The organism is Streptomyces sp. FH025 (assembly GCF_017427025.1).
Classification (GTDB): domain Bacteria; phylum Actinomycetota; class Actinomycetes; order Streptomycetales; family Streptomycetaceae; genus Kitasatospora.
Genome location: NZ_JAFLNG010000036.1, coordinates 1 through 24,105 on the forward strand (window position 1 = coordinate 1; position 24,105 = coordinate 24,105).

The following is a 24,105-nucleotide window of genomic DNA, read 5'->3' on the forward strand; positions in this document are numbered from 1 at the left end:
CCCGAAGGGCAGGAACCAGCGCACCGGAACCTCCCACCGGCTGGTCAGGATCCACGGCCGGGCGTCCGGGTGCTCGGCCCTCCAGCGTTCCCGGTCCGCCTCGGCGGCCGCCCGGGCCGCCGGCGGCACCGCGGTGTCCACCAGCGCCACCGGAGCCCCCGCCCGCAGCTCCTCCAGCGCCTGCCAACTGCGCAGCCTGGTGGCCCACGGGCAGACGTACAGTACGCCGTCCACCACCCGCAGGTAGGCCCGACCGCTCTCCCGCTCCGGCAGCGCCCGGGGCGTCCGGGCGGCCAGCTCCGCGAGCGCCTCCCGCTGCTCCTCCAGCACCGCCGGGGCCACCGGCTGCTCCGCCGCCTCCGCGTCCGGCCCGTGCTCCGCCGCGTAGGCCTGCCAGTGCGCCCGCTCGGGCTCCGGATAGGCGGCCAGCGGCTCGTAGACCCGCAGGTGGGCGGCGTAGGGCGGCAGTACGGAGGTGCGTACGACGGTCACGTCCTGCATGGTCGCACGCGCCGACCGGCCCCGGGAGGGCGCGCCCCCGGACCGTTCGCGCCCGCACCCGTACCGCTTCCCGTCTCACCCCTCGGACAACCGGCACGACCTCGGACGACCGGGCCGATCGGCGGCCCGTGCGCGACTACGCTTCGCCATAGGCGCCCGCACCACAGCAGCGGGCCTTCCCTCACTACTGGAGTCACCACAGTGACCGACGTACAGACACCCGCCACGCACCCCGCACCCGGCGTGCTCAGCAGGATCTTCCGCACCGAGCAGGACGGCGTCCCCGGCGACGGCCACGAGCAGGTCGTCCTCTGCCACGACCGCAGCTCCGGCCTCAAGGCGATCATCGCCATCCACTCCACCGCGCTCGGCCCGGCCCTCGGCGGCACCCGCTTCTTCCCGTACGCCTCCGAAGAGGCGGCCCTGGAGGACGCGCTGAACCTGTCCCGCGGGATGTCCTACAAGAACGCCCTGGCGGGTCTGGACCTCGGTGGCGGCAAGGCCGTCATCATCGGCGACCCGAACAAGGACAAGAACGAGGCGATGCTCCGGGCCTACGGCCGCTTCGTCGAGTCCCTGCGCGGCCGCTACATCACCGCCTGCGACGTGGGCACCTACGTCCAGGACATGGACGTCATCGCCCGCGAGACCGAGTTCGTCACCGGCCGCTCGCCCGAGCACGGCGGCGCCGGCGACTCGTCCATCCTGACCGCCTTCGGCGTCTTCCAGGGCATGCGGGCCACCGCCCAGGCCCGCTGGGGCCAGCCGACCCTGCGCGGCAAGCGGGTCGGCGTCGCGGGCGTCGGCAAGGTCGGCCACTACCTGGTCGGCCACCTGGTCGCGGACGGCGCCACCGTCGTCATCACCGACCCCTTCGAGGCCGCCGTCAACCGGGTGCGCGCCGCTCACCCGGAGGTGGAGGTCGTCGCCGACACCACCGCCCTGCTCCAGACCAAGCTGGACGTCTACGCCCCCTGCGCCCTCGGCGGCGCGCTGACCGACGACGTCGTCGCGGCGCTGGGCGAGTTCGGCACCTCGGTGGTCTGCGGCGCGGCCAACAACCAGCTGGCCCACCCGGGCGTCGAGAAGGACCTCGCGGACCGCGGCATCCTCTACGCCCCCGACTACCTGGTGAACTCCGGCGGCGTGATCCAGGTCGCCGACGAGATCGACGGCTTCAACTTCGAACGGGCCAAGAACAAGGCCACCCGGATCTTCGACACCACCCTGGAGATCTTCACCCGGGCCGCCTCCGACGGCGTCCCGCCGGCGGTCGCCGCCGACCGCCTGGCCGAGAAGCGGATGCGCGAGATCAGCGCGCTGCGCACGGTCCTGCTGCCGGGCGCCCGCCGCGGCTGATCCGGCTCCGACCGGACCCCGGATGCGCGGGGGGCTCCGCACGACGGCCCCCCGCGCATCACGATGTGGAACCGGATTCTCACTTCTCGGCCCGAACGGGTGATCCGAGGCCCCCTTAGGGGGGATAATCAGTCCCGGAACGACGGACCCAAGACACCTCCGGACAGCGCGAAAAACGCCGCAAAACCTCCCCTGACCTGGGAAGACCTGGTCTCGGGTGCAGCCGGTGCGCGCCACGTCACACCGACGACGTACCGTCCAGCGGCGGAAACAGGTACCGTTAATGCTCCAAGGGACGGTCCTCCCATTCGGGCAGGCCGGTCCTGATCATGAACACGTGTCAGACTCGGGGCCGTGAGCCCCATCGTTGAGGGGGTCGACCCATGGGGCGCGGCCGGGCCAAGGCCAAGCAGACGAAGGTCGCCCGCGAGCTGAAGTACAACAGCGGCGGGTTCGACGCTAACCGTCTGTCCAACGAGCTGGGCGTATCGCCGTCCACCGCTTCGATCGAGCCGGAGCCGATCGAAGAGGAGGAGGACGACGACCCGTACGCGGAGTACGCCGCCCGCTACGCCGACCTCGACGACGAGGACGACACCGAGCCGGGCACCGGGCCGTCGCAGGCCCGCCGGCGCGCGTAACCAGCAGCTTCGCAAGACCGGTCCGGACGCCCTGAGCGCCGGGCCGGTCTTCGGCGTTCCCGCGTTCCGCCCGTTCCTCGGCGGCCCCGTGCTCCACCCGTGCGGGCCCTGGCCCGCGGAAGGCCGCCCGTACGGCCCCTGACGCGCGAGAGGGGCCCCTCCGGTGCACCGGAGGGGCCCCTCTGCCGTCCGCGGGCCGGTCAGCCCGCGGTGAAGCCCTCGTAGGCGTTGTAGAGGGCCGCGCCGCCCTCGTGTTCGTCCGCGCGCTCGACGATGTCGCCGAGCAGCCAGGCCTCGACGCCGCGGTCCTCCAGGATCGACAGCACCACGTCCACCGAGTGCGGCGGGACGACCGCGACCATGCCGACGCCCATGTTGAGCGTCTTCTCCAGCTCCAGGGTGGCCACCTGGCCGACCTCGGCGACGGTCCGGAAGACCGGCAGCGGGGTCCAGGTGCCGCGGTCCAGGCGGGCGTGCAGGCCGTCCGGGATGACCCGGGCCAGGTTGGCCGCCAGGCCGCCGCCGGTGACGTGCGAGAAGGCGTGCACCTCGGTGGCGCGGGTGATCGCCAGGCAGTCCAGCGAGTAGATCCGGGTCGGCTCCAGCAGCTCCTCGCCGAGGGTGCGGCCGAACTCCTCGACCTTGCGGTCCAGCTTCCAGCCGGCCTGGTTCAGCAGCACGTGGCGGACCAGCGAGTAGCCGTTGGAGTGCAGGCCGGAGGCGGCCATCGCGATCACCACGTCGCCGGCCCTGACCCGCTCCGCGCCCAGCAGCGCGTCGGCCTCGACCACACCGGTGCCGGCGCCCGCGACGTCGTACTCGTCCGGGCCGAGCAGGCCCGGGTGCTCGGCGGTCTCGCCGCCCACCAGGGCGCAGCCGGCCAGCGCGCAGCCCTCGGCGATGCCCTTGACGATCGAGGCGACCCGCTCCGGGACGACCTTGCCGACGCAGATGTAGTCGGTCATGAACAGCGGCTCGGCGCCGCACACCACGATGTCGTCCACGACCATGCCGACCAGGTCGTGGCCGATGGTGTCGTGCTTGTCCATGGCGGCGGCGATGGCCACCTTGGTCCCCACGCCGTCGGTGGCCGAGGCCAGCAGCGGCCGCTCGTAGTTCTTGAAGGCGGACACGTCGAAGAGGCCGGCGAAGCCGCCGAGACCGCCGACCACCTCGGGGCGGTTGGCCTTCTTCACCCACTGCTTCATGAGCTCGACGGCGCGGTCGCCCGCCTCGATGTCGACACCGGCGGCGGCGTAGGTGGCGCCGTTCTGGTTGCTGGTCACTGCGTGCGGCCCTTTCGGGTCAGGTGGGGGTGGTTCTTGAACAACCGGGGTTGGAACAGCGGTGGGGCCCCGCTCGCGGGACCCCACCGTGGGTTCTTACGGGCGGCGCAGCGCGTCGGCCGCGCCCGCCCCGCCGAGCAGCGACTGGACGCCGTCCAGGTCGCTGCCGCTGGTCGGCTTGCCGCGGACGGCCGGCGGCTGCTGGCCGCCCTTGATCTCGGCCTCCAGCAGGAGCTTGCCGAGCAGCGCCGGGTCCGGCAGCTCCATCGGGTACTCGCCGTCGAAGCAGGCCCGGCAGAGCCGCTCCTTGGGCTGCGCGGTGGCCTCGATCATGCCGTCGATCGAGATGTAGGCGAGCGAGTCGGCGCCGAGCGTGCGGCCGATCTCCTCGACGGACATCCCGTTGGCGATCAGCTCCGCGCGGGTGGCGAAGTCGATGCCGAAGAAGCAGGGCCACTTCACCGGCGGCGAGGAGATCCGGATGTGCACCTCGGCGGCGCCCGCCTCGCGCAGCATCCGCACCAGCGCGCGCTGGGTGTTGCCGCGCACGATCGAGTCGTCCACGACCACCAGGCGCTTGCCGGCGATGACCTCGCGCAGCGGGTTGAGCTTGAGCCGGATGCCGAGCTGGCGGATCGTCTGGCTGGGCTGGATGAAGGTGCGGCCCACGTAGGCGTTCTTCACCAGGCCGGAGCCGTACGGGATGCCGCTGGCCTCGGCGTAGCCGATCGCGGCGGGGGTGCCGGACTCGGGCGTGGCTATCACCAGGTCGGCCTCGACCGGGGCCTCCTTCGCCAGCCGGCGGCCCATCTCCACGCGGGAGAGGTGCACGTTGCGGCCGGCGATGCTGGTGTCCGGGCGGGCCAGGTAGACGTACTCGAAGACGCAGCCCTTGGGCTTGGCCTCGGCGAAGCGGCTGCTGCGCATGCCGTTCTCGTCGATGGCGATGAGCTCGCCGGGCTCGACCTCGCGGATGAAGGAGGCACCGCAGATGTCCAGCGCCGCCGTCTCGGAGGCGACCACCCAGCCGCGCTCCAGTCGGCCGAGCACCAGCGGGCGGATGCCCTGCGGGTCGCGGGCGGCGTAGAGGGTGTGCTCGTCCATGAAGACGAGCGAGAAGGCGCCCTTGACCTTGGGCAGGACGACCTTGGCCGTCTCCTCTATGGAGAGGTCCGGGTGGCCGGCCAGCAGGGCGGTCACCAGGTCGGTGTCGTTGGTCGCCGCGGTCCGGCCGGAACGGGAGACGTGCTCCTCACCGGGCAGTTCGGCGACCATGGCCGCCAGTTCGGCGGTGTTCACCAGGTTTCCGTTGTGCCCGAGGGCCAGCGAACCGTGCACGGTCGCCCGGAAGGTCGGCTGGGCGTTCTCCCAGACCGAGGAACCGGTGGTCGAGTAGCGGGCGTGTCCGACGGCGATATGCCCGTGCAACGACCCCAGGGAGGCCTCGTCGAAGACCTGGGAGACGAGTCCCATGTCCTTGAAGACGAGAATCTGGGAGCCGTTGCTCACTGCGATGCCCGCGGATTCCTGACCGCGGTGCTGCAGGGCGTAAAGGCCGAAGAACGTGAGCTTGGCGACCTCCTCGCCGGGAGCCCAGACACCGAAGACGCCACAAGCGTCCTGGGGGCCTTTCTCACCGGGAAGAAGATCGTGGTTGAGTCTTCCGTCACCACGTGGCACGTCTTCGAGTCTAGGGCAGTTGACCAGGGCTTCCGGAACCCGGGACGGCCGGTTCCTTCGGTGATCGCCGAGTAACGCGCGTAGACAAAACCCCTTACCGGGCGGGGAATTCAGGTGGGGGAATTCCGGCGGACGGCGGTTGGCCTTGCGGTTCGCGCCTGTTGGGGCATTCCGTGTGCGGAGCGGTGGCGGTGGGGGCGCGGGCGAACGTGAGCCTGCTCACCCGGGGTTCACCTGACGGTCACGCAGCGGGCAGCAGCAGCTCCCAAGCGCCCGGGTGCACCGTCCAGGTCCTGGCCCGGACCGGGCCGACCGGGCGGCCGTCCGCCTCGTAGCCGAAACCGCGCCCGACCACCGAGACGCTGGCCGCCCGGGCCCGCACCAGGGCGCCGGGGGCGCGGACCACCACCTCCAGCACGCCCGACCCGTCGGAGGCGGCGCCCGCCGGGGCCACCGGCAGGGTCAGCTGCACCAGCCGGACCGGCCGGTGCACGTCCGCGAGCAGCCGCCCGTCCGCCTCGACCCGGACCCGGGGGCTGTGCTCGGCGACCTCCGAGGTGAGTGCGTTCGCCTGCTCGGCCGCAGCCAGTTTCGCCCATAGCGAACGCCACCCACCCGTACGGCCCACCGACCGGCGCGCACCGCCGCCGGTGATCCGCACCCCGCCCAGCGCCACGCCCCCACCGTCGTCCACCAGCAGGTCGAGCTTGCGCGGCGCGCCCGACAGCACCGCCCGCGCGGCCCGCACCGGCTCCCCCGGCACGCCGAGCGCGCGGGCCGTCGCCAGCTCCTCCGCCCGGCCGACCGGAACCACTCCCACCGCATCCGACCCCAGCTCACGCTGTCGGTGCAGGGCCTGGAGCACCCGCTGCAACGCGAGATCGGAACCGATCACCACCGGTCGCCGCCGGCCCCGGTGCGAAAGCACCCGGTCGAGTTCGGACGGGCTCTCCGGGTAGGCCACCTTGACGTCCGCACCCCCGCAGAGCACGTCCTTCGCGATCCGCACCGACTCGCCGTCGGTCTGCCGGGCCACCGGGTCGAGGAGCAGCAGAAGCGGCTCGGGGCCGCCGTTCGCAGGCGTGGACAGGGACGACACGACCGGTCCTTCCTCAGGTAATCTCTCGGTGCAAGAGCCCCTTGCGCCATTGCGCCAGGGGCTTCGTCTATCTCGGGGCAGACTGCGGCCTACGCAGGATGCCCCAACCGGAAGGGGTGTACGCCTGTGCCGGCACTCGTGCTCGTTGGCGCTCAGTGGGGAGACGAGGGCAAGGGGAAGGCCACCGACCTCCTCGGCGGCTCAGTCGACTACGTCGTCCGCTACCAGGGCGGCAACAACGCCGGTCACACGGTGGTCATCGGCGACCAGAAGTACGCCCTGCACCTGCTCCCCTCCGGAATCCTCAGCCCGAACGTCACGCCGGTGATCGGCAACGGCGTCGTCATCGACCCGGGCGTGCTGCTCTCCGAGCTCAGCGGCCTGAACGAGCGCGGCATCGACACCTCCAAGCTGCTGATCTCGGGCAACGCCCACCTGATCACCCCGTACCACCGCACCATCGACAAGGTCACCGAGCGCTTCCTCGGCAAGCGCCGGATCGGCACCACCGGCCGCGGCATCGGCCCGACCTACGCGGACAAGATCAACCGCGTCGGCATCCGGGTCCAGGACCTGTTCGACGAGTCGATCCTGCGCCAGAAGATCGAGGCGGCGCTGCACGACAAGAACCAGATCCTGGTCAAGCTGTACAACCGCCGCGCCATCCCGGCCGAGCTGGTGGTCGAGGAGTACCTGGGCTACGCGGAGAAGATCAAGCCCTTCCTCGCCGACACCACCCTCGTCCTGGACGAGGCGCTGAAGGCGAACAAGGTCGTCCTGCTGGAGGGCGGCCAGGGCACCCTGCTGGACGTCGACCACGGCACGTACCCCTTCGTGACCTCGTCGAACCCGACCGCGGGCGGCGCCTGCACCGGCGCCGGCATCGGCCCCACCAAGATCGACCGGGTCATCGGCATCCTCAAGGCCTACACCACCCGCGTCGGCTCCGGCCCGTTCCCGACCGAGCTGCTCGACGAGGACGGCGAGGCGCTGCGCCGGATCGGTGGCGAGCGCGGTGTCACCACCGGCCGCGACCGCCGCTGCGGCTGGTTCGACGCCGTCATCGCGCGCTACGCGACCCGTGTCAACGGCCTCACCGACTTCTTCCTCACCAAGCTCGACGTGCTGACCGGCTGGGAGCAGATCCCGGTCTGCGTCGCGTACGAGATCGACGGCAAGCGGGTCGAGGAGCTCCCCTACAACCAGTCGGACTTCCACCACGCCAAGCCGATCTACGAGACGCTGCCGGGCTGGACCGAGGACATCAGCAAGGCGAAGACCTTCGCCGAGCTACCGAAGAACGCCCAGGCGTACGTGAAGGCGCTGGAGGAGATGTCCGGCGCGCCGATCTCCGCCATCGGCGTCGGCCCGGGCCGTGACGAGACGATCCAGATCAACTCGTTCATCTGAGTCTGAGCTCGCTTCGAAGGGCCCTGCGGGACGCACCGTCCCGCAGGGCCCTTCACTTTGCCCATTGTCATTTGCACTAGGACAAACACCTATTGCCTCTAGTGCAGAGCAGCGCTACGTTCTGATCATGACCGCGAAGCTGCCCACGCCCGTCACCCTCACCGGCACCCACGTCCGCCTGGAGCCGCTGGAGCGCCGCCACCTCACCGACCTCTGGGCCACCGTCGGCCCCGACCCCGAGGTCTGGCGCTGGATCCCCTTCCTCCCGCCGACGACGGAGGAGGAGCTCGGCGCGATCCTCGACATCCGCATCGCGGAGATGGCCAAGGGGAACGCGGTGAAGTTCGCCGTCATCGACCTGGCGAGCGGCAAGGCCGTCGGCATCACCGGCTACTACGACTTCAGCGCGCAGAACGAGTACCTGGAGATCGGCGGCACCTGGTACGCCCGCTCGGCCTGGCGCACGGCCATCAACACCGAGGCCAAGCTGCTCCTCCTCACCCACGCCTTCGAAGACCTCGGCATGGGCCGGGTGTACTGGAAGACCGACGCCCTCAACGAGCGCTCCCGCAACGCCATCCAGCGCCTCGGCGCCCAGTACGAGGGAACCCACCGCCGCGACAAGTTCCGCGCGGACGGCCGCTGGCGCGACAGCGCCTACTTCTCGATGCTCGCCGACGAGTGGCCCGCCGCCAAGTCCCGCCTGGTGGACCGCCTTTCACGCGGCTGACTGTCAGTCATCATCCGTGCGACCGCCCACACCGCCTTGCCCCGGCTTCCGATGAGCTCGACACCCCACTCATCCGAGAGCGCCTCCACGATGTCCAGCCCCCGGCCGCTCGCCCGCGAGTCGTCCGGGTCCTGCCGCTGGAGGGGATTCCCCGAGGCATCGCAGACCGTGATGTACAGCTTGCCGCACCAGAGTTCGAGCGCGACGCTCGGCCGCCCCTCCCCGTGAACCAGCGCATTGGTCACCAGCTCGGAGAGGATGAGGCACGCCGAGTCCGGGTCCAGGCCCATGGTGTCGAGAACGTCCCGGAGGAGCCGACGGATCGGCCCGACCATCCCCGGAAGGGCCGGCGGGGAGAGGTCGAGCCGGAACTCGGAGACGAGAGCGTCCCTGGCGGGACGGAACGGTGGAAGGCACATGACTGTCTCCAGCCCTGAGTTGAGTGGAATGCACCTGCGAGAGAAGAGGTAACCCGTGGCCTGCCCCCGCCGACGGCGGAGAAGGGCAGGCGTCGGCAGCCCGCACTCCCACACCCGGGGTGCGCTTCGGGACCACTCACGCGACTTCACGTAAGCGGCTCACTACACACCGTAGGGCATCTCCGGGCAGTCATGCCACCTCCTCTGCAGCATTAGTGCCCCAGAAATTTGGGGAACATATGCCCCAATCGGCGAGGGTCGCGGCCCGCGCGAAGTGGACTGCCGCCACCAGACACGGGAGACTCTCCGCATGCCTCCGAGGACCACACCAACCGCCCGCCAGTTGCGCGTTGGCCTGGAGCTGCGAAAGATGCGCGACTCCGCCAGGAAGACCACCGCTGACGCAGCCTCAACTCTTGGCCTGGACCGAACGAAGATCACCCAGATCGAGAAGGGCCTGTACGCCATCTCTCCGGAGCGAGTCCGAACCCTCGCCTGCGAGTACCAGGAGGGTGACTCGGCCTACGTCGAGGCACTCGCTGCCGTCGCGTCAGAACGCCGCAAAGGGTGGTGGGATGAGTACCGAGGCGTCCTGCCGGCCAGTCTCCTCGACATCTCGGAACTCGAACACCGAGCCGAAGGCCGGATAAGGACCCTACAGATCAGCCACCCACCAGGCCTGCTCCAGACCGAGGACACCGCCCGGGCGATCTTCGAGATGGTCCACCCCCGGCTCCCCGCCCGTGATCTCTGGGCACGGATCGCCCACCGAATGGACCGCACGCAGGTACTCACCAGGCCTGGCGCCGTCGAGTACGACGCGATCGTCCACGAGGCAGCCCTGCGGATGAAGTTCGGTGGAAAGGACGTGGCACGCGGCCAGCTCGAACATCTTCGGACGATGGCCGAACGCCCCAACATCACCGTGCGGGTCATCACCTTCGACGCCCCAGGTTTCTCCGGCGCCGGAAATGCCATCCTCCACGTCGGCGGCGCCGTCCCACGCCTGGACACCGTGCAGATCGACTCGGTGCACGGCCCGATCTTCCTGGACGACTCCAACCAACTCCAGAACTACCGCGAGACCCTCGATGCCATGGAGAGGTCGGCGCTCAGCCCTGCCGACTCGATCGCCTTCGTCGACGATCTCCTCAAGACGTCCTGAAAGGGAAACCATGGAAGACCTCGACTGGCGCACTCCGAGCATCTGCGGCTCGGGCAACAACTGCCCCGAGGTGGCGATCACGGCCGACGCGGTCTTCATCCGCAGCACCCTCGCCCCCGACGCGCCCCCGGTCCGCTTCACCCACCAGGAGTGGAAGGACCTCCTCGACGGCATAGCCAAGGGAGAGTTCACCATCTGACCAGACGTGGAGGGGTAACTCATGTCCCAGCAGTGGCAGAAGTCCACCAGCAGCACCCAGGACGGCGGAAACTCCGTCGAGGTGTCCACCAACAGCGAAGGCCTGATCGAGATCCGCGAATCCGCCACCCCCGACTCGATCATCGTCACCACGCCCACGAAGTTCGCCCTCTGGGTCGAAGGCGTCAAGCGCGGCGAGTTCGACCACTTCGGCAACGCATAGCGCATCGTTCCGGCGGCCCCTTGCGAGACGCAAGACGCCGCCGGCACGAACCCGTACGGCCGGTGAGGCAGAACCCTTCGCACAGAGCTCAGGGTGTCGATCGCCTGTCCGAGTGCGGCTGAAGTGCTTTCCCGTTTTGGAAAGATCAGGCCCTTGACCCCACACTCTGGAAGTCGGGATCATCGAAGCCACAAACCACGGGCAACTGGAGGCACTTGATGCTGCGTTGGCTGGCTGGCGATGGGTCCTGCAAGAATGGAGCGTGCCCCACCCTGTGGGGAACCGAGAACGGGGACTACGTGGTCCAGGGACTCGTGATCACGGACCCTCGCCGTCTGGCGGAGTTGAACCTGCCGGACGGCGAGTCGGCGGTCGTGATCCCTGCCTCGGTTCTGGAGGGCTACTTCCGTGCTCAAAGGTGATGATTTCGGCCGCCTGTTCGAGACGTTCGAGTTGACGGCCTTCCGTCTCGAGACGCTGGCCGTCTACGACGTGGACGGGGAGCGTGAGGAATTCGCCGACTTCCTCGCGGGCAAGGGTTTGCCGCCTGAATCCTCCGACAACCCGTGGGTCCGCTCCATGACGGATCTAGGCAAGCAGGTGGCCCGGGTCCACGTCCTTCGGTCCCCCTTGTCGGACTACCTCCGTTACGAGTTGGCGTCGTACCCCGGCAACATCAAAGCCGGCGAATCGATCGGCATCATCGACACGGCCCGGCAAGAAGTGGCCGGACTACCCGACCACGACTTCTGGATTTTCGACGATGCCAAGGTCTACCGAATGCACTACACCGGCGCAGGACAGTTCCTCGGCGCAGAATTACTCCCCGACGATCGCCTGAACGAGTACCGCCAATACCGAGACATCGCCCTGGCGAACGCCGTGCCCTTCGGGGAGTACACGGCAGCTTGAGCGGGGAGCGGCACCACAACGACTTGGGGAAAGCCCTGCGGGCGTTACGGATCGCCTCGGACAAGACAGCCGAGACCATCGCCCGCAGGGCTTCCATGTCTCCTGCCAAGCTCTCGAAGATCGAAAACGCCAAGACCTTGCCCAGCGTGCAAGATGTAGACCTCATCCTGACTGCGCTCGGAATATCCGGCGAAGCCAAAGCCGAGTTCCTGGAAGCAGCTCGCAGCGCGGCGACCGAAGAAATGGCCTGGCGAGAACTCCGCCGCATGGGCCACTGGAAGCACCAGCAAGCCATCAAGGCCATCGAATCCCAAACGACTGTACTCCGACTATTCCAGGGACAGTTGGTTCCTGGGCTTCTTCAGAGTGCTGAATACGTCGCGGCCGTTTTCGCGCTGGATGCAGAGCTGTCAAAGGAATCCAAGGCCAAGACGATCGCGGCACGACTGGAGCGCCAGACCGTCCTGTATGACCGTCACCGAGAGTTCCATTTCATTATTTGCGAGCACGTGCTGCGATGGCGGGTCTGCCCTCCTTCCGTCATGGCTACACAGCTCGACCGAATCGTATCGCTATCCCGGCTCCCAAATGTGACTATTGGAGTTCTTCCGCTCTCCAGGCGCATGCCGGAATTCCCCATGACATGCTTCAGCATGTATGACGATCGTCTCGTCATCGTGGAGACGTTCCACTCGGAGATCACCACTCGCGACCCAAGGGATGTAGATCTCTATCTTTCAACATTCTCCGGATTCGATGCTGTGGCGCTGCACGGAGATGACATGCGCGCGATGGTCGAAGGAATCCGGGACGAGTTCTTTCGCGAACAGGAAAGCGCTTAGAAATCAAGCCTGCTCCCTCTTAATTTGGTGACTCGCCAGGCAGAATCGCGAATCACGGGAGCCGCTAATGTCCGCTGCGGATATCGCACAGTCGACCGAAAGAAGTGGTCCGCCGAAGCGTCGCCGTTCTCTCGCGGAACTCATGGAGCAGGTCGACAACAACCCGGTACGGAAGGACCTGACGACCGGGGGGCTGGTCGAGGTAGTGGGGGCGCAGGACGGGCGGGCTCTGGTGCGGCCGCTGTTCGAGCCGGACGCTCCGACACGGCAGGTGCCCGCAGAGCAGCTCACCACTCGCATCAGCCTGTGGCGGTGACCGTGACCGAGCAGTGGGTGCCGGAGGCCGGGCAGTGCGTCTACGAGCGCCGTACCGGTGCCGCTGTGGAGATCATGGAGATCGTCAACACCGGCATCTACGTCCGCCCGTTGCGCGGTGGGCTGGAGCGTGTGGTCCGGCGTGCTGACCTGATCCCGCCGGACGATGCCCCGGGTGGCTTCTTCGACTGGCAGGCCTCGCGCGGGTGAGCACCACTCCCTCCCTCTATCTCTCTCTTTGAGTCTTCCGCCCAAGTCCTGGGCGGGGCGGGGCCGTTCCGTGCTGCCCCGAAGCGATACCGGAAGGTGCAGGCGATGACCGATCTCAACCTGTACGAACTCGACCTCTCCCACGTCGAGTTCAACCGCGCGTGCGGCGGTAACCAGGGCGGGGGCGACGACACCGAGTCGTGCGTGACCCTCGGCCTGGTCGAGCACGGTGTCTACGCCCTGGGCGACAGCAAGCGGCCCGATCGTGAGCCGTTGCTGTTCACCGTCGAGGAGCTGACCGAGGCCGGGATCGATCCGGCGCGGTTCGGCCTGTCCGTCTGAAGCTCCCCAGCCGCCCGCAGTCCCGTGCGGGCGGCCGGGGCTCCAACACCGTCAAGGAGATGTGCAGTTGCACTTCCACGGTTACGAATGGGCCGGTGACGGCCGGTTACTGGTGAGGGAGTCGGAGAGGCGGCCGATCGAGGGCAGTGGCTTCCGGCTCTCGGAGCTCCCGCCGATGATGACCGGCTGGTGGCTGCTGAGGCCGCCCGCCCAGGTGCGGGGCACCTGGGCGGCGCCGACCGACGCGGCCGAATGGCTTGCCGAGCGATACGAGGAGCACACGCCCGGCGGCGACTCCTGGCTGCCAACCGAGACACGACGGCAGTACGCGATCGCGCAACTGGCCGGGGCCTCGGACGTCGTGTGGTCCCGGTGGGTGTCCGACAGCCGGTGGGCGGGGCAGTACGTGGTCGTGTGCCCCAACAAGGCCTGGCCGCAGGTCACTTGTCCGGTGAAACGACGTCCCTGAAGTCGGGGAGGAGGGAGCGGCGGCCGGCGAAGTCGGGGTTCGCCGGGCCGGGTTCCAGGGGTTGGACGTTGACCAGCCAGACCAGCCAGCCGACGAAGAGGACGGCGAGCAGGAGGGAGGACAGCGCCGCGATGAGAAGGGCATTCACTGGCGCGGGGAAGTGCGGAGAGGCGAGGGAAGGGGCACGGCTGCCTCCGATGGGTGATGTCGAACGCCCTGACCATGCAATTGGCACTGACTGGCGACCCGGAGACTTGGCGCTGCTCAGCGCGACACGACGACTGCGCGGCGACTGTTTAGCCAAAAACAAGTCAGCGAGTGACACGGACGACCATAGGGTCAAGGTGCCAGAGTTGCTACTGAGCGAGTGAACGTTCACTCCATCGTGGGGTATCCCTCATTTCGCTAGCTCGGGCCGGGTCACCACGGCACACTTCACCGGAAGCATCGACCGAAGCCCGACCGAAGCCGCGCGATCCGGAGAAGAGAGTCATGCCACCCCGCCTGTCGCCGACCGTTCGCCAGCAGCGCCTCGGGATCGAGCTGCGCAAGATGCGCGAACGCGTGGGCGTGACGCCCAAGAGCCTGGCAGCGACCATCGGCACCGACCTGCCCAAGATCTCCCAGATGGAGAACGGGAAGTCGGGCATCAGCGCCGAGCGGCTCCGGGTCTGGGCCCGCGTCTGCGGCTGCGAGGAGGGCCCGTACCTGGACGCGCTGCTCGCGATGACCCAGGACCGGCGCAAGTACTGGTGGGACGGCTACCGGGGGAAGATGCCGAGCGGGATCATCGACATCGCGGAGATGGAGCACCACGCGGAGTCGCTGTCCATCCTCAACAGCACCTTCATCCCCGGCCTGCTCCAGACCCCGGCGTACGCGGCCGCGGTGTTCGAGCGGCTCCCCCCGCAGGCCAAGTCGGAGGCGGAGGTCCGGATGGCGTTCCGGATCCGGCGCCAGCAGATCTTCGTCGACACTCCGAAGCCGTACAGCGCGATCCTGCACGAGTCCGCGCTGCGGATGCAGTTCGGCGGTCCGGACGTGCTGCGCGAGCAGCTGCGGAACCTGCTGGCCAACTCCGAACGGCCCCAGCTGGACATCCGGGTGATCCCTTTCAGCGTGCCCACCTACCCGGGCTCCGGGGAGAGCCTGTACCTCGCCCGCGGGCCGGTTCCGGAGCTCGACACCCTCCAGATCGACCTCACCCACGGGCCCAAGTTCGTGCACACCGAAGCGGAGCTGGACTCCTACCGGCAGATCAAGGAGAAGACCGCGGCCATCGCGCTCGGGACGGACGAGTCCCGGGACTTCATCCGGGCCTTACTGAAAGATTTCGCATGAACGGGTGGCGCAAGGCGTCGGCCAGCGGAGAGAGCACGGACTGCGTCGAGGTCAGAGCGGCGGGCGGACTGGTGGAGATCCGCGAGTCGGACCAGCCCGAAGTGGTCGTGCAGACGACGCCGCGCAAGTGGGCGGCGTTCGTCCGCGGGGTGAAGGACGGGGAGTTCGACCGGTACGCCGACTTCACCCGGCCCTGACACCGAACGGGCGACGCCCGCGACAGGGGTAGGCTTGGCAGCCCACAGTGGACCCCTGCGCCTGGCACAGCACTCCGGGTCGGGTGCGTGTGCGGGAGAAATCGGAGCATCCGAGGATGGCTCGGCACCTGATCACCAGCGCCCTTCCCTACATCAACGGGATCAAGCACCTGGGCAACATGGTCGGGTCGATGCTCCCGGCGGACGTGTACTCCCGCTACCTGCGCCAGCGCGGTCACGAGGTCCTGTACATCTGCGCCACCGACGAGCACGGCACGCCCGCCGAACTGGCCGCCCAGGAGGCCGGACTGCCGGTCGCGGAGTTCTGCGCGCAGGCGCACGACGCGCAGAAGGCGGTGTACGACGGCTTCGGGCTGTCCTTCGACCACTTCGGCCGCAGCTCCTCGCCGCAGAACCGGGAGATCACCCAGGAGATCGCCCGCGAGCTGCAGCGCAACGGCTTCATCGAGGAGCGCGCGATCCGCCAGGTGTACTCCAACGCCGACGGGCGCTTCCTGCCGGACCGTTACATCACCGGCACCTGCCCGCACTGCGGCTACGACAAGGCGCGTGGCGACCAGTGCGAGAACTGCACCCGGGTGCTGGACCCGACCGACCTGCTGGAGCCCCGCTCGGCCATCAGCGGCAGCTCCGACCTGGAGGTCCGGCAGACCCGGCACCTGTTCCTGCTCCAGTCGAAGCTGACCGAGGAGGTCGAGCAGTGGGTCGCCGCCCACGACGACGACTGGCCGGTGCTGGCCTCCTCGATCGCCCGCAAGTGGCTGACCGAGGGCCTCCAGGACCGCGCGATCACCCGCGACCTGGAGTGGGGCGTCCCGGTGCCGGCCGACGTGTGGCCCGAACTGGCCGCCGAGGGCAAGGTGTTCTACGTCTGGTTCGACGCCCCGATCGAGTACATCGGCGCCACCAAGGAGTGGGCGGACGCGGCCCCGGCCGGGCACCTGCGGGACTGGAAGTCCTGGTGGTACGAGGCCGACGAGACCGTCCGCTACACCGAGTTCATGGGCAAGGACAACGTCCCCTTCCACACCGTGATGTTCCCGGCCACCATCCTCGGCTCGCGCCGCCCGTGGAAGAAGGTCGACTACGTCAAGGCCTTCAACTGGCTGACGTACTACGGCGGGAAGTTCTCCACCAGCCAGAAGCGCGGCATCTTCAGCGACGTCGCGCTGGAGCTGCTGCCGGCCGACTACTGGCGCTGGTTCATGATGGCGCACGCGCCCGAGTCGGACGACTCCAGCTTCACCTGGGACCTCTTCGCCTCGGTGGTCAACAAGGACCTCGCCGACACCCTCGGCAACTTCGTCAACCGGGTGCTCTCCTTCAGCCGCAAGCGCTTCGGCGACGACGTCCCGGGCGGGCACGCGCCCGGCGAGGCCGAGCAGCGGCTCGGCGAGCAGATCGCCGGCCTGCTCGCCGAGTACGAGGCCCAGCTGGACGGGCTCAACTTCCGCAAGGCGGCGCAGGCCCTGCGCGCGCTGTGGAGCGCGGGCAACGTCTACCTGGAGGAGAAGGCGCCCTGGCTCCAGGTGAAGACCGACCCGGAGGCGGCGGCGCTGACGCTGCGGACCGCGATGAACCTGATCCACCTGTACGCGGTGGTGTCCGAGCCGTTCATCCCGACCGCTGCGGCCGCGATGCGCGGGGCCTTCACCCTGCCCGAGGACTCGCCGGCGTCCACCCGTACCTGGATCGACGCGACGGAGGCCCGCGCGCTGGACCTGATCCCGGCCGGGACGGCGTTCACGGTGCCGCCGGTGCTCTTCGCCAAGATCGCGGACGAGGAACTGGCGGCCTGGACGGAACGCTTCGGCGGCACCGAGGGCTGATCCTCGACAGCGACCTCGACAACCACCTCGACAATCAGCGGAGGGGGCCCTGGAGTTCAGGGCCCCCTCCGTCCGGTTTTCCGCCGTGAGCCGAGCAGGTCCAGCGCGAGCAGATGGTGTACCCAGGTACCCGCAAGAGGGGTCCAGGGCCCAGTGATCGAGGTGGCGGCCCTGCGGCAGTCTGGGGGTCGAAGCCGCCGGACAAGGGGTAGGGGCCGGCACGGAGGGGGAGGAACGGTCATGACCGACACGACCGGAACCGGGGCGGAGAGCAGGGCGCGGAACACCGACACCGGATGGAGCCGCCTCGGCCCGCTGCGCCGCAGCGCACGGGCCATGGCGCACAGCACGGCGCTGGCCGCGTTCATCGTGCCTCAAATGGCGCTGCTCACCGCGGCGTCCTTCACCGCCGGCCTGCTGGGCCTCGGCGTGGGCGTGCTGCTGGTGCTGCCGACGACCCTGGCGGTCCGCCGACTGGCCGGCCTGCGCCGCACGCTGGCCGGGCGCTGGACCGGCACCGGGATCCGCGACCCCTACCTGCCGATGCCCGAGGTCGAACCGGGCTACCGGGGCGCCTGGCAGCGCTGCCAGGCACTGCTCGCCGACCCTGCCACCTGGCGGGACCTGCTCTGGCTGCTCGTCGACCCGATGATCGGCTTCACCGTGGCGCTGTTCCCGCTGGCCGTGCTCGCCTACGGCGTCTTCGGCGTGCTGTCGCCCTGGCTCTGGGAGCCGGTCGCCGCCCACGGCGGCAACAACTGGTACCTGTGGGTCCACGTGACCGACGCCGGCAGCGCCCGGACCGCCGCGCTGCTCGGGCTGCCGGTCATCCCCCTCGGCCCGGCGATCGCCCCCGGCGTGCTGCGCGGCCACACCGCGCTCGCCAAGGCACTGCTGGGCCCGACCGCCCGCGCCGAGGCACTGGCCGCCCAGCGCAAGGTCGCCCACCTCACCGAGACCAGGCGCGACGCACTGACCAGCCAGGCCGCCGAACTGCGCCGGATCGAACGGGACCTGCACGACGGCGCGCAGGCCCGGCTGGTGGCCATGGGCATGAACCTGGGCGTCGCCGAGCGGCTGGTCGAGCGGGACCCCGAGGCCGCGAAGAAGCTGCTCGCCGAGACCCGCCAGGCCTCCGCCACCGCCCTCAACGAGCTGCGCGACCTGGTCCGCGGCATCCACCCGCCGGTCCTGGCTGACCGCGGACTCGCCGACGCCGTACGGGCGTTGGGCATGAACAGTCCGCTGGACGTGACCGTCTCCGCCGAGCTGCCGGGCCGCCCCGAGGCCCCGGTCGAGTCCGCCTTCTACTTCGCCGTCTCCGAGGCGCTCACCAACGCCGCCAAGCACTCCCGCTCCGCCCACGTCGACGTCCAACTCTGGTACGCGGACGGCCTGCTGAAGGCGCAGGTCACCGACGACGGGACGGGCGGCGCCGACCCGTCGCGCGGCACCGGTCTGCGCGGCATCGAACGGCGGCTTGCTACCTTCGACGGAGTCCTGGCCGTCCGCAGCCCGCAGGGCGGCCCCACGACCCTGACCATGGAGCTGCCGTGCGAGTTGTACTCGCCGAGGACCTCTTCCTCCTGAGGGACGGTCTGGTCCGGATGCTGCAGGCCTACGACTTCGAGGTCGTGGCCGCGGTGGACACCGGGCCGGACCTCCTGGAGGCCCTCCTCACCGAACGCCCGGACGTGGCCGTGGTCGACGTACGGCTGCCCCCGACGTTCACCGACGAGGGCCTCCAGGCTGCGCTGGAGGCACGGCGGCGGATACCCGGGCTGCCGGTGCTGGTGCTCTCGCAGTACGTCGAGCAGCTCTACGCCAAGGAGTTGCTCGCCGACGGCAGCGGCTCGATCGGCTACCTGCTGAAGGACCGGGTGTTCGACCCCGACCAGTTCGTGGAGACGGTCCACCGGGTCGCGGCCGGCGGCACCGCGCTCGACCCGCAGGTGATCGCCATGCTGGTCAGCAGCACCGAACGGAAGAAGCCGCTGGACCGGCTGACCCTGCGGGAGCGCGAGGTGCTGCAACTGATGGCGGAGGGGCGCTCCAACGCGGCGATCGCCGAACGGATGGTGATCACCGAGCGGGCGGTGAAGAAGCACACCGCCAACATCTTCCTCAAGCTCGACCTGCCGCCCTCCGAGGAGGACCACCGGAGGGTGCTCGCGGTGCTGGCCTTCCTGGAGGTCACGTCCTGAGCTCAGCGGTCCGCGGTCTCCTCGGCCACCCAGGCCAGGTAGTCGCGACTGCCGGACACCACCGGCACGACGATCACCTCGGGCGTCTCGTACGAGTGCCGCCCGGCGACGAACTCGGCGAGGCGGTCGGCCAGTTCGGCCCGGGTCTTGAGGTCGATCCGCCACTCCTCGGCGTCCTGCACCTCGCCGTCCCACCAGTACACCGACCGGACGGGGTACACCTGCGCGCAGGCCGCCAGCCGCTCCCGCACCACGGCGGAGGCCAGTGACCGGGCCTGCTCCTCGCTCTCGTGGGTGGTGGTCACCACGACGAAGCCCCGCGCGTCCGCTGTCATCCCTCGACGGTACCCCGGCCCGCCCGCACCGACGGGCGCCCGCCTGCCCGCCTGCCCGCCGTCGGGCAGGATCCTTGCCGGGCCGAGCGGACGGTTGCCATGATCACCCGATGACGACCTTCACCGGCCCGGACGGCACCCGGCTCGCCCACCGGACCATCGGCGACGGCGAGCCGCTGCTGGTCATCGCCGGGGGCGCGATGCGCGACTCCGCCTACCTCGGGGACCTCGGCGGCCTCTCCGCGCACCGCGCGCTGCACGTCCTCGACCTGCGCGGCACCGGCCGCTCCGAACGCCCCGCCGACCCCGCGACCTACCGGGTCGACCGACAGGTCGCGGACGTCGAGGCCTTCCGCGCCCACCTCGGACTGGAGCGGGTGGACGTCCTCGGCCACTCCGCCGGCTGCTCGCTCGCGACCCTGTACGCCCTGCGCCACCCCGACCGCACCGGGCGGCTGGCCCTGATCACCCCCAGCCTGCGGATCTTCGGCAGCACCGCCACCGAGGAGCACTACCGGGCGGCGGTCGCCGCCCGGGGTGGCACCGGCGAGGCGTGGCACCCGGCCGCTCTGGCCGCCGTCCGCACCGCCTTCGCCGGCGGCGCCGCCGACCCCGACGACCTGGCCCCGCTCTTCCACGGCGACTGGAACGCCACCGCCCGGGCCCACGAGGCCACCCGGGCCGACCAGAGCCACCCCGAGGCCGCCGCGGCCTACCACGGCGGCGGCTACGACCCGGCCTCGGTCCGCGCCGCCGTCGCCGAACTGCCCGCCTCCGTCCTCCTGTTGGCCGGCGAGTACGACCCCGACCCGTGCCCCGCCTCGGCCCGGGCCGCAGCCGACCTCTTCCGCCGCGCCCGCACCGCCGTCCAGCCCGCCGCCGGCCACTACCCCTGGCTCGACGACCCCGCCGCCTTCACCCGTACGGTGGCGGACTTCCTCGCCTCCTGACCCGGCCTCAGACCCTGCGGGCGGTGTGGACGGTCATCGCGGAGAGGTAGAAGGCGTCCGGCCGGTTGAGGATGCCGGTGGGTGCGTCCTCCGCCAGCAACGCCTCCAGGGTCGCACGGTCCTCCGGGTCGAGCGCCTCGGCGAGTTGCTCGTGGAGGCGGGTGAGCTGGAGGTGCAGGTGCTCGCGGGCCGGGCGGGCGAGCGGGGCGGGATGGTCGACCAGGAAGGTGCGGGTGCCGGTCGGGGTGAGGCCGGCCCGGGTGAGCATGGCCGGCCAGTCCTCGATCTCCTCGGTGGCGTCCGGGAGTTCGGCGCGCATGGCGCTGAAGCCGTCCTCGTGCGCGGCGTCCAGCCGGGCCTGGAGACCGGGTCGGCCGAGACCGAAGTCGCGGGGCAGGTAGCGCAGCGGCAGACCGCGCTCGGCGACGGCGAGCAGGCCGCCGGGCCGCAGCACCCCGGCGAGCGAGCGGAGCGCGGCCTGCTGGTCGCCGAGGTGGTGGATCGCGTTGCCGGACCAGATCAGGTCGGCCTCGCCGAGCTTGTCGAACTCGGCGGGAAGATCGGCCTGTTGGATGCCCAGCCGACCGCCCGAGCGGGCCCGGGCGCGCTCCAGCAGGGCGGCCGACTGGTCCACGGCGACCACCTCGGAGGACGGGAAGGCGTCCGCGAGCAGCCCGGCGATCACACCGGGCCCGCTGCCGACGTCCAGCACCCGGCGGACCGGGCCCTCCCCGGACAGGCCGGACAGCCACCGCGCGGCCTCGGCGACCGCGCCCGCGCGCAGCTCGCCCTCCCGTTCCAGGTGCGCCGCGAGGGCGTCCCAGTCGAGCTCGGCGGCGGGCACCCGGCCGTGGCCGTGGTGGTGTTGATGGTTGTGCGAGTGCTGGTGCGAGGACATGACGTCACCTCTCCGATCGTGCGTTGACGAAAGCTTCCCGGCTCAGACGGGCAGGGCGGCGCCGGACGCGCGACGCTCGTCCACCGCCCGGTCGATCTCCTCCGCCGCGAGGTCGTGGTCGAGCGCGAAGGCGGCCGCCGCGCCCATCCCGGCGGCGGTGACGACCTGGGCGCGCGGGTCGGCGACGTTGCCGACCGCCCAGACGCCGGGCAGGCTGGTCCGGCCGGTCCGGTCGGTGGTGACCCAGCCGTTGTCGTCCCGCGCGCAGTCCAGGCCGAACAGCAGCGCGTCCCGGGGCACCGGCTGCGGGAAGACGAACACCGCCTCACGCGGCACCACCCGCCCGTTCGCGAGCTCGACGCCGCGCAGCCGCCCGTCGTCGGACACCAGCCGGACGATCCGGCCCTCCACGACCCGTACGCCCCGGGCGGCGAGCCGCTCCCGCTCGACGGCCGTCAGCTCCAGGGTGTGCGCCAGCAGCACCACGTCCGCCGACCACTGGCGCAGCAGCAGCGCCTGGTCGACGGCCGCCGGGCCGGTGCCGAGCACGCCGAGCGGCCGGTCGCGGACCTCCCAGCCATGGCAGTACGGGCAGTGCAGCACGTCCCGGCCCCACCGCTCGGCCAGGCCGGGCAGCTCCGGCAGCCCGTCGCGCAGCCCGGTGGCGACGACCACCCGGCGCGCGTGCAGCACCGGCCCGCCCGCCAGGTGGACCACGCAACCCGGCTCCTCGGACGCGGCGGCCTCGATGTGCTCGACCCGGCCGTCGATCAGGTCCACCCCGTACCGGGCGACCTCCTCCCGCCCGACCGCCAGCAGCGCCGCCGGGGGCATGCCGTCGCGGCTCAGGAAGCCCTGCATGTGGGCGGCCGGGGCGTTGCGCGGCTCCCCCGCGTCCACCACCGCGACCCGCCGCCGGGCCCGGCCCAGCACCAGGGCGGCGTTCAGCCCCGCCGCTCCGCCGCCGACCACCACCGCGTCGTAGCGCTCCGTCGTCCTCGTCCCGTTCATTCGCGCTCACCTCCACCGCCAGGCTGCGGCCGGCCTTCCGGCACCGGCAAGCTTTGTTGCCGCCCTAGCAAACCGAGCGCTCACCCTCAGGCCCACGGCCTGCCGCTGTACACCCGGAACGCGGCCGACTTCACCGGCCTGGAGCGGGGAGTCGAGGTCATCCCGGTCTAGGACGTCTCCGCCCGCCCCCTCGGGGCGGCGAAGCAGTGGAGGAGGACCGTACGGCCGGAGGCCCAGTGCTGCTCGCCGCGGCCGAGGAGGGTCCAGCCGAGGCGGCGGTAGAGGGCCAGGGCGGCGGTGTCGGTGGCGAGGACGTCGAGGACGGGGTGCAGGCCGAGCGCCCGCGCGTGCGCCACGGCGGTCTCCAGGAGAAGGGCGCCGGTGTTCCGGCCGCGCGCCCTCGGGTCCACGTAGAGGCGCTCGATCACGGCGGTGAGCTCCGGGCGCCCGCCGGTGCGCAGGCTCCACAGGCCGGGGGCGACACCGCCCGGGCCGCTGCGGGAGAGGCCGACGTGCCCGGTGAGCCGGCCGTCCGCCTCGGCGACCCAGGCGGCCAGCAGGCCGTCCGGGGTGAGCCAGGCGGCGGGGCGCTCGGGCCAGTCGGCGGGGTAGCCGTCGGCGGCGTGGACATCGGCCAGCACCCGGACGCAGTCGGCGAGGTCGGCGGCGCGGCGCCGTCGGACGCCCACCCCCGCCCCGACCCGCGATGAACCGGACGCGACGACATTGGCGCGTTCTTCAAGGTCAGCCATGCCGGTACGTTACCGGCCGGCCCCCGGCGCCGCAGCGAACCGTCACAACAGCCCGATGATCAGTCAATCAGCCTTGCCAGACCGACCGTTACACCGTCGACGGGCGGGCCGGGGGCCGGACACCTCAGTGCTCCTCCTCCACCAGGTGGTCGACGCAGGCCGCGATGGCCAGCAGCAGGCCGGTGTCCGCGCCGTCGGCGATCTCCACCCCGTAGGTGTCGCGGACCCGGAACCACTTGCGCGAGACCCGGGCGAGCTCGTCGCCGTGGTGGTTCTCGACCCGGTAGTCCTTGTCGATCAGGTTCCCGTGGATCTTCAGCTCGCCGCCGGAGGCCAGCTCCACCAGGTACTTGTCGCGGAACGGGGTGAACAGCTTCTCCCGGACGGTCGCGATCACCTCGCCGTCGACGTTCTCGATCTTCATCGCGTCACGGACGGTGAGCATCTTCTCCTTCACCACCGCGACCACCCGCCCGTGCGAGTCCTTCAGCTCGAAGGTGTGCCGCAGCCGCAGCACCTTGCCGTCCACCAGGTACGCCTTGTGCCCCCGGTCGTCCTCGATCCAGTAGTCGTCGCCGACCGCGAACAGCTTCTCCCTGACCAGGTACCGCACCACAGCCTCCTTCTTCCGCTCCGTCACTCTCGGCCCCCATTCGACCCGACCGCCCGCCCCCGCGGGAAGCACCGCCGCGCGACGGCGTTCAATACCGCCATGCGCCCCGACCTCACCGCCCCGCTGCGCAGCGAGCGCCTCGACCTACCGCCG

At 70.5% G+C, this 24,105-nt stretch carries 29 protein-coding genes and 1 pseudogene; 19 read left to right on the forward strand and 11 right to left on the reverse strand.

Going from position 1 to position 24,105, the window contains the following annotated elements; translation table 11 throughout:
* Positions 1 to 492 (reverse strand): annotated as a pseudogene (locus J0670_RS04670) (hypothetical protein); the annotation flags it as partial.
* Between the two features lie 210 nt (positions 493 to 702).
* Between J0670_RS04670 and J0670_RS04675 the strand changes: the two are divergent.
* Both J0670_RS04675 and J0670_RS04680 read left to right on the forward strand, forming a co-directional pair.
* On the forward strand, positions 703 to 1,860 hold the full coding sequence (locus tag J0670_RS04675; protein ID WP_207809868.1) for a Glu/Leu/Phe/Val dehydrogenase: 1,158 nt from the start codon (positions 703 to 705) through the stop codon (positions 1,858 to 1,860).
* Between the two features lie 383 nt (positions 1,861 to 2,243).
* On the forward strand, positions 2,244 to 2,501 hold the full coding sequence (locus J0670_RS04680; protein WP_207809870.1) for a DUF3073 domain-containing protein: 258 nt from the start codon (positions 2,244 to 2,246) through the stop codon (positions 2,499 to 2,501).
* 200 nt (positions 2,502 to 2,701) lie between these two features.
* Here the strand turns inward: J0670_RS04680 and purM are convergent, their stop codons facing one another.
* From purM to J0670_RS04695, 3 genes are all read right to left on the reverse strand, one after another.
* Positions 2,702 to 3,787 (reverse strand): phosphoribosylformylglycinamidine cyclo-ligase, encoded by a 1,086-nt coding sequence (purM, locus tag J0670_RS04685; protein WP_207809872.1) that lies wholly within the window; start codon positions 3,785 to 3,787, stop codon positions 2,702 to 2,704.
* 96 nt (positions 3,788 to 3,883) lie between these two features.
* Positions 3,884 to 5,467 (reverse strand): amidophosphoribosyltransferase, encoded by a 1,584-nt coding sequence (gene purF, locus J0670_RS04690; protein ID WP_207809874.1) that lies wholly within the window; start codon positions 5,465 to 5,467, stop codon positions 3,884 to 3,886.
* Between the two features lie 241 nt (positions 5,468 to 5,708).
* Positions 5,709 to 6,566, reverse strand: a complete 858-nt coding sequence (locus J0670_RS04695) for a diacylglycerol kinase (RefSeq protein ID WP_207809876.1) — start codon at positions 6,564 to 6,566, stop codon at positions 5,709 to 5,711.
* Between the two features lie 126 nt (positions 6,567 to 6,692).
* On the opposite strand from J0670_RS04695, the gene J0670_RS04700 reads away from it, so the two are divergent.
* Together J0670_RS04700 and J0670_RS04705 are read left to right on the forward strand one after the other, a co-directional pair.
* Positions 6,693 to 7,976 (forward strand): adenylosuccinate synthase, encoded by a 1,284-nt coding sequence (locus J0670_RS04700; protein WP_207809878.1) that lies wholly within the window; start codon positions 6,693 to 6,695, stop codon positions 7,974 to 7,976.
* A gap of 127 nt (positions 7,977 to 8,103) precedes the next feature.
* Positions 8,104 to 8,706 carry a GNAT family N-acetyltransferase gene (locus J0670_RS04705; protein WP_207809880.1) on the forward strand — a complete coding sequence of 201 codons (603 nt, stop codon included), beginning with the start codon at positions 8,104 to 8,106 and terminating at the stop codon, positions 8,704 to 8,706.
* Here J0670_RS04705 and J0670_RS04710 read toward each other — a convergent pair.
* Positions 8,634 to 9,125 (reverse strand): ATP-binding protein, encoded by a 492-nt coding sequence (locus tag J0670_RS04710; RefSeq protein WP_279382946.1) that lies wholly within the window; start codon positions 9,123 to 9,125, stop codon positions 8,634 to 8,636. The genes J0670_RS04705 and J0670_RS04710 overlap by 73 nt on opposite strands.
* 310 nt (positions 9,126 to 9,435) lie before the next feature.
* Between J0670_RS04710 and J0670_RS04715 the strand changes: the two genes are divergently transcribed.
* The 9 genes from J0670_RS04715 to J0670_RS04755 all read left to right on the forward strand — a co-directional run bounded on the left by J0670_RS04715 (position 9,436) and on the right by J0670_RS04755 (position 13,801).
* Positions 9,436 to 10,290, forward strand: a complete 855-nt coding sequence (locus tag J0670_RS04715; RefSeq protein ID WP_207809884.1) for a Scr1 family TA system antitoxin-like transcriptional regulator — start codon at positions 9,436 to 9,438, stop codon at positions 10,288 to 10,290.
* 10 nt (positions 10,291 to 10,300) lie between these two features.
* Positions 10,301 to 10,489, forward strand: coding sequence for a DUF397 domain-containing protein (locus J0670_RS04720; protein WP_207809886.1), 189 nt, complete (start codon positions 10,301 to 10,303; stop codon positions 10,487 to 10,489).
* A gap of 21 nt (positions 10,490 to 10,510) precedes the next feature.
* Positions 10,511 to 10,711, forward strand: coding sequence for a DUF397 domain-containing protein (locus tag J0670_RS04725; protein ID WP_207809888.1), 201 nt, complete (start codon positions 10,511 to 10,513; stop codon positions 10,709 to 10,711).
* A 408-nt stretch (positions 10,712 to 11,119) separates the two neighbouring features.
* Positions 11,120 to 11,623 (forward strand): DUF6879 family protein, encoded by a 504-nt coding sequence (locus tag J0670_RS04730; protein WP_207809891.1) that lies wholly within the window; start codon positions 11,120 to 11,122, stop codon positions 11,621 to 11,623.
* Complete coding sequence (locus J0670_RS04735; RefSeq protein ID WP_207809892.1) at positions 11,620 to 12,465, forward strand: helix-turn-helix transcriptional regulator; 846 nt, start codon at positions 11,620 to 11,622, stop codon at positions 12,463 to 12,465. Before J0670_RS04730 ends, J0670_RS04735 begins: the two co-directional genes overlap by 4 nt.
* 142 nt (positions 12,466 to 12,607) lie before the next feature.
* Entirely contained in the window at positions 12,608 to 12,781 is a 174-nt protein-coding gene (locus J0670_RS04740; protein ID WP_207809894.1) for a hypothetical protein, read from the forward strand.
* Positions 12,778 to 12,990, forward strand: a complete 213-nt coding sequence (locus J0670_RS04745; RefSeq protein WP_207809895.1) for a hypothetical protein — start codon at positions 12,778 to 12,780, stop codon at positions 12,988 to 12,990. The genes J0670_RS04740 and J0670_RS04745 overlap by 4 nt, the downstream gene beginning before the upstream one ends.
* A gap of 105 nt (positions 12,991 to 13,095) precedes the next feature.
* Positions 13,096 to 13,332, forward strand: a complete 237-nt coding sequence (locus J0670_RS04750) for a DUF397 domain-containing protein (protein WP_207809897.1) — start codon at positions 13,096 to 13,098, stop codon at positions 13,330 to 13,332.
* Between the two features lie 67 nt (positions 13,333 to 13,399).
* Entirely contained in the window at positions 13,400 to 13,801 is a 402-nt protein-coding gene (locus tag J0670_RS04755) for a hypothetical protein (protein WP_207809899.1), read from the forward strand.
* Here the strand turns inward: J0670_RS04755 and J0670_RS04760 are convergent.
* Positions 13,773 to 13,949 carry a hypothetical protein gene (locus J0670_RS04760; RefSeq protein ID WP_207809901.1) on the reverse strand — a complete coding sequence of 59 codons (177 nt, stop codon included), beginning with the start codon at positions 13,947 to 13,949 and terminating at the stop codon, positions 13,773 to 13,775. The two genes, J0670_RS04755 and J0670_RS04760, sit on opposite strands and share 29 nt — an antisense overlap.
* A 344-nt stretch (positions 13,950 to 14,293) precedes the next feature.
* Here J0670_RS04760 and J0670_RS04765 point away from each other — a divergent pair, with 344 nt between their 5' ends.
* The 5 genes from J0670_RS04765 to J0670_RS04785 all read left to right on the forward strand — a co-directional run bounded on the left by J0670_RS04765 (position 14,294) and on the right by J0670_RS04785 (position 19,393).
* A complete protein-coding gene (locus J0670_RS04765) occupies positions 14,294 to 15,142 on the forward strand; it encodes a helix-turn-helix transcriptional regulator (RefSeq protein ID WP_207809903.1) in 849 nt (282 codons plus the stop codon).
* Positions 15,139 to 15,339, forward strand: a complete 201-nt coding sequence (locus J0670_RS04770) for a DUF397 domain-containing protein (RefSeq protein ID WP_207809904.1) — start codon at positions 15,139 to 15,141, stop codon at positions 15,337 to 15,339. The genes J0670_RS04765 and J0670_RS04770 overlap by 4 nt, the downstream gene beginning before the upstream one ends.
* Positions 15,340 to 15,455: 116 nt before the next feature.
* A complete protein-coding gene (gene metG / locus J0670_RS04775; protein ID WP_207809906.1) occupies positions 15,456 to 17,189 on the forward strand; it encodes a methionine--tRNA ligase in 1,734 nt (577 codons plus the stop codon).
* 240 nt (positions 17,190 to 17,429) lie between these two features.
* Complete coding sequence (locus J0670_RS04780) at positions 17,430 to 18,779, forward strand: sensor histidine kinase (protein WP_243436536.1); 1,350 nt, start codon at positions 17,430 to 17,432, stop codon at positions 18,777 to 18,779.
* The gene (locus J0670_RS04785) at positions 18,743 to 19,393 is read left to right on the forward strand and encodes a response regulator transcription factor (protein ID WP_207809908.1); all 651 of its coding nucleotides are present in this window, start codon (positions 18,743 to 18,745) and stop codon (positions 19,391 to 19,393) included. Before J0670_RS04780 ends, J0670_RS04785 begins: the two co-directional genes overlap by 37 nt.
* Before the next feature lie 2 nt (positions 19,394 to 19,395).
* Here J0670_RS04785 and cutA read toward each other — a convergent pair whose 3' ends face one another.
* Positions 19,396 to 19,728: a divalent-cation tolerance protein CutA gene (gene cutA / locus J0670_RS04790; RefSeq protein ID WP_207809910.1), complete on the reverse strand. Its 333-nt coding sequence runs from the start codon at positions 19,726 to 19,728 to the stop codon at positions 19,396 to 19,398.
* Positions 19,729 to 19,838: 110 nt separating this feature from the next.
* Between cutA and J0670_RS04795 the strand changes: the two genes are divergently transcribed.
* Positions 19,839 to 20,678 (forward strand): alpha/beta fold hydrolase, encoded by an 840-nt coding sequence (locus J0670_RS04795; RefSeq protein WP_207809912.1) that lies wholly within the window; start codon positions 19,839 to 19,841, stop codon positions 20,676 to 20,678.
* Between the two features lie 7 nt (positions 20,679 to 20,685).
* Here the strand turns inward: J0670_RS04795 and J0670_RS04800 are convergent, their stop codons facing one another.
* The 4 genes from J0670_RS04800 to J0670_RS04815 form a co-directional block, all read right to left on the reverse strand.
* Entirely contained in the window at positions 20,686 to 21,576 is an 891-nt protein-coding gene (locus J0670_RS04800; protein ID WP_207809913.1) for a trans-aconitate 2-methyltransferase, read from the reverse strand.
* Positions 21,577 to 21,618: 42 nt separating this feature from the next.
* Positions 21,619 to 22,587: an NAD(P)/FAD-dependent oxidoreductase gene (locus tag J0670_RS04805; RefSeq protein WP_207809915.1), complete on the reverse strand. Its 969-nt coding sequence runs from the start codon at positions 22,585 to 22,587 to the stop codon at positions 21,619 to 21,621.
* Between the two features lie 167 nt (positions 22,588 to 22,754).
* Positions 22,755 to 23,339, reverse strand: a complete 585-nt coding sequence (locus tag J0670_RS04810) for a GNAT family N-acetyltransferase (RefSeq protein ID WP_207809917.1) — start codon at positions 23,337 to 23,339, stop codon at positions 22,755 to 22,757.
* A gap of 124 nt (positions 23,340 to 23,463) precedes the next feature.
* On the reverse strand, positions 23,464 to 23,952 hold the full coding sequence (locus J0670_RS04815) for an LURP-one-related/scramblase family protein (RefSeq protein WP_207809919.1): 489 nt from the start codon (positions 23,950 to 23,952) through the stop codon (positions 23,464 to 23,466).
* Between the last annotated feature and the right edge of the window lie 153 nt (positions 23,953 to 24,105).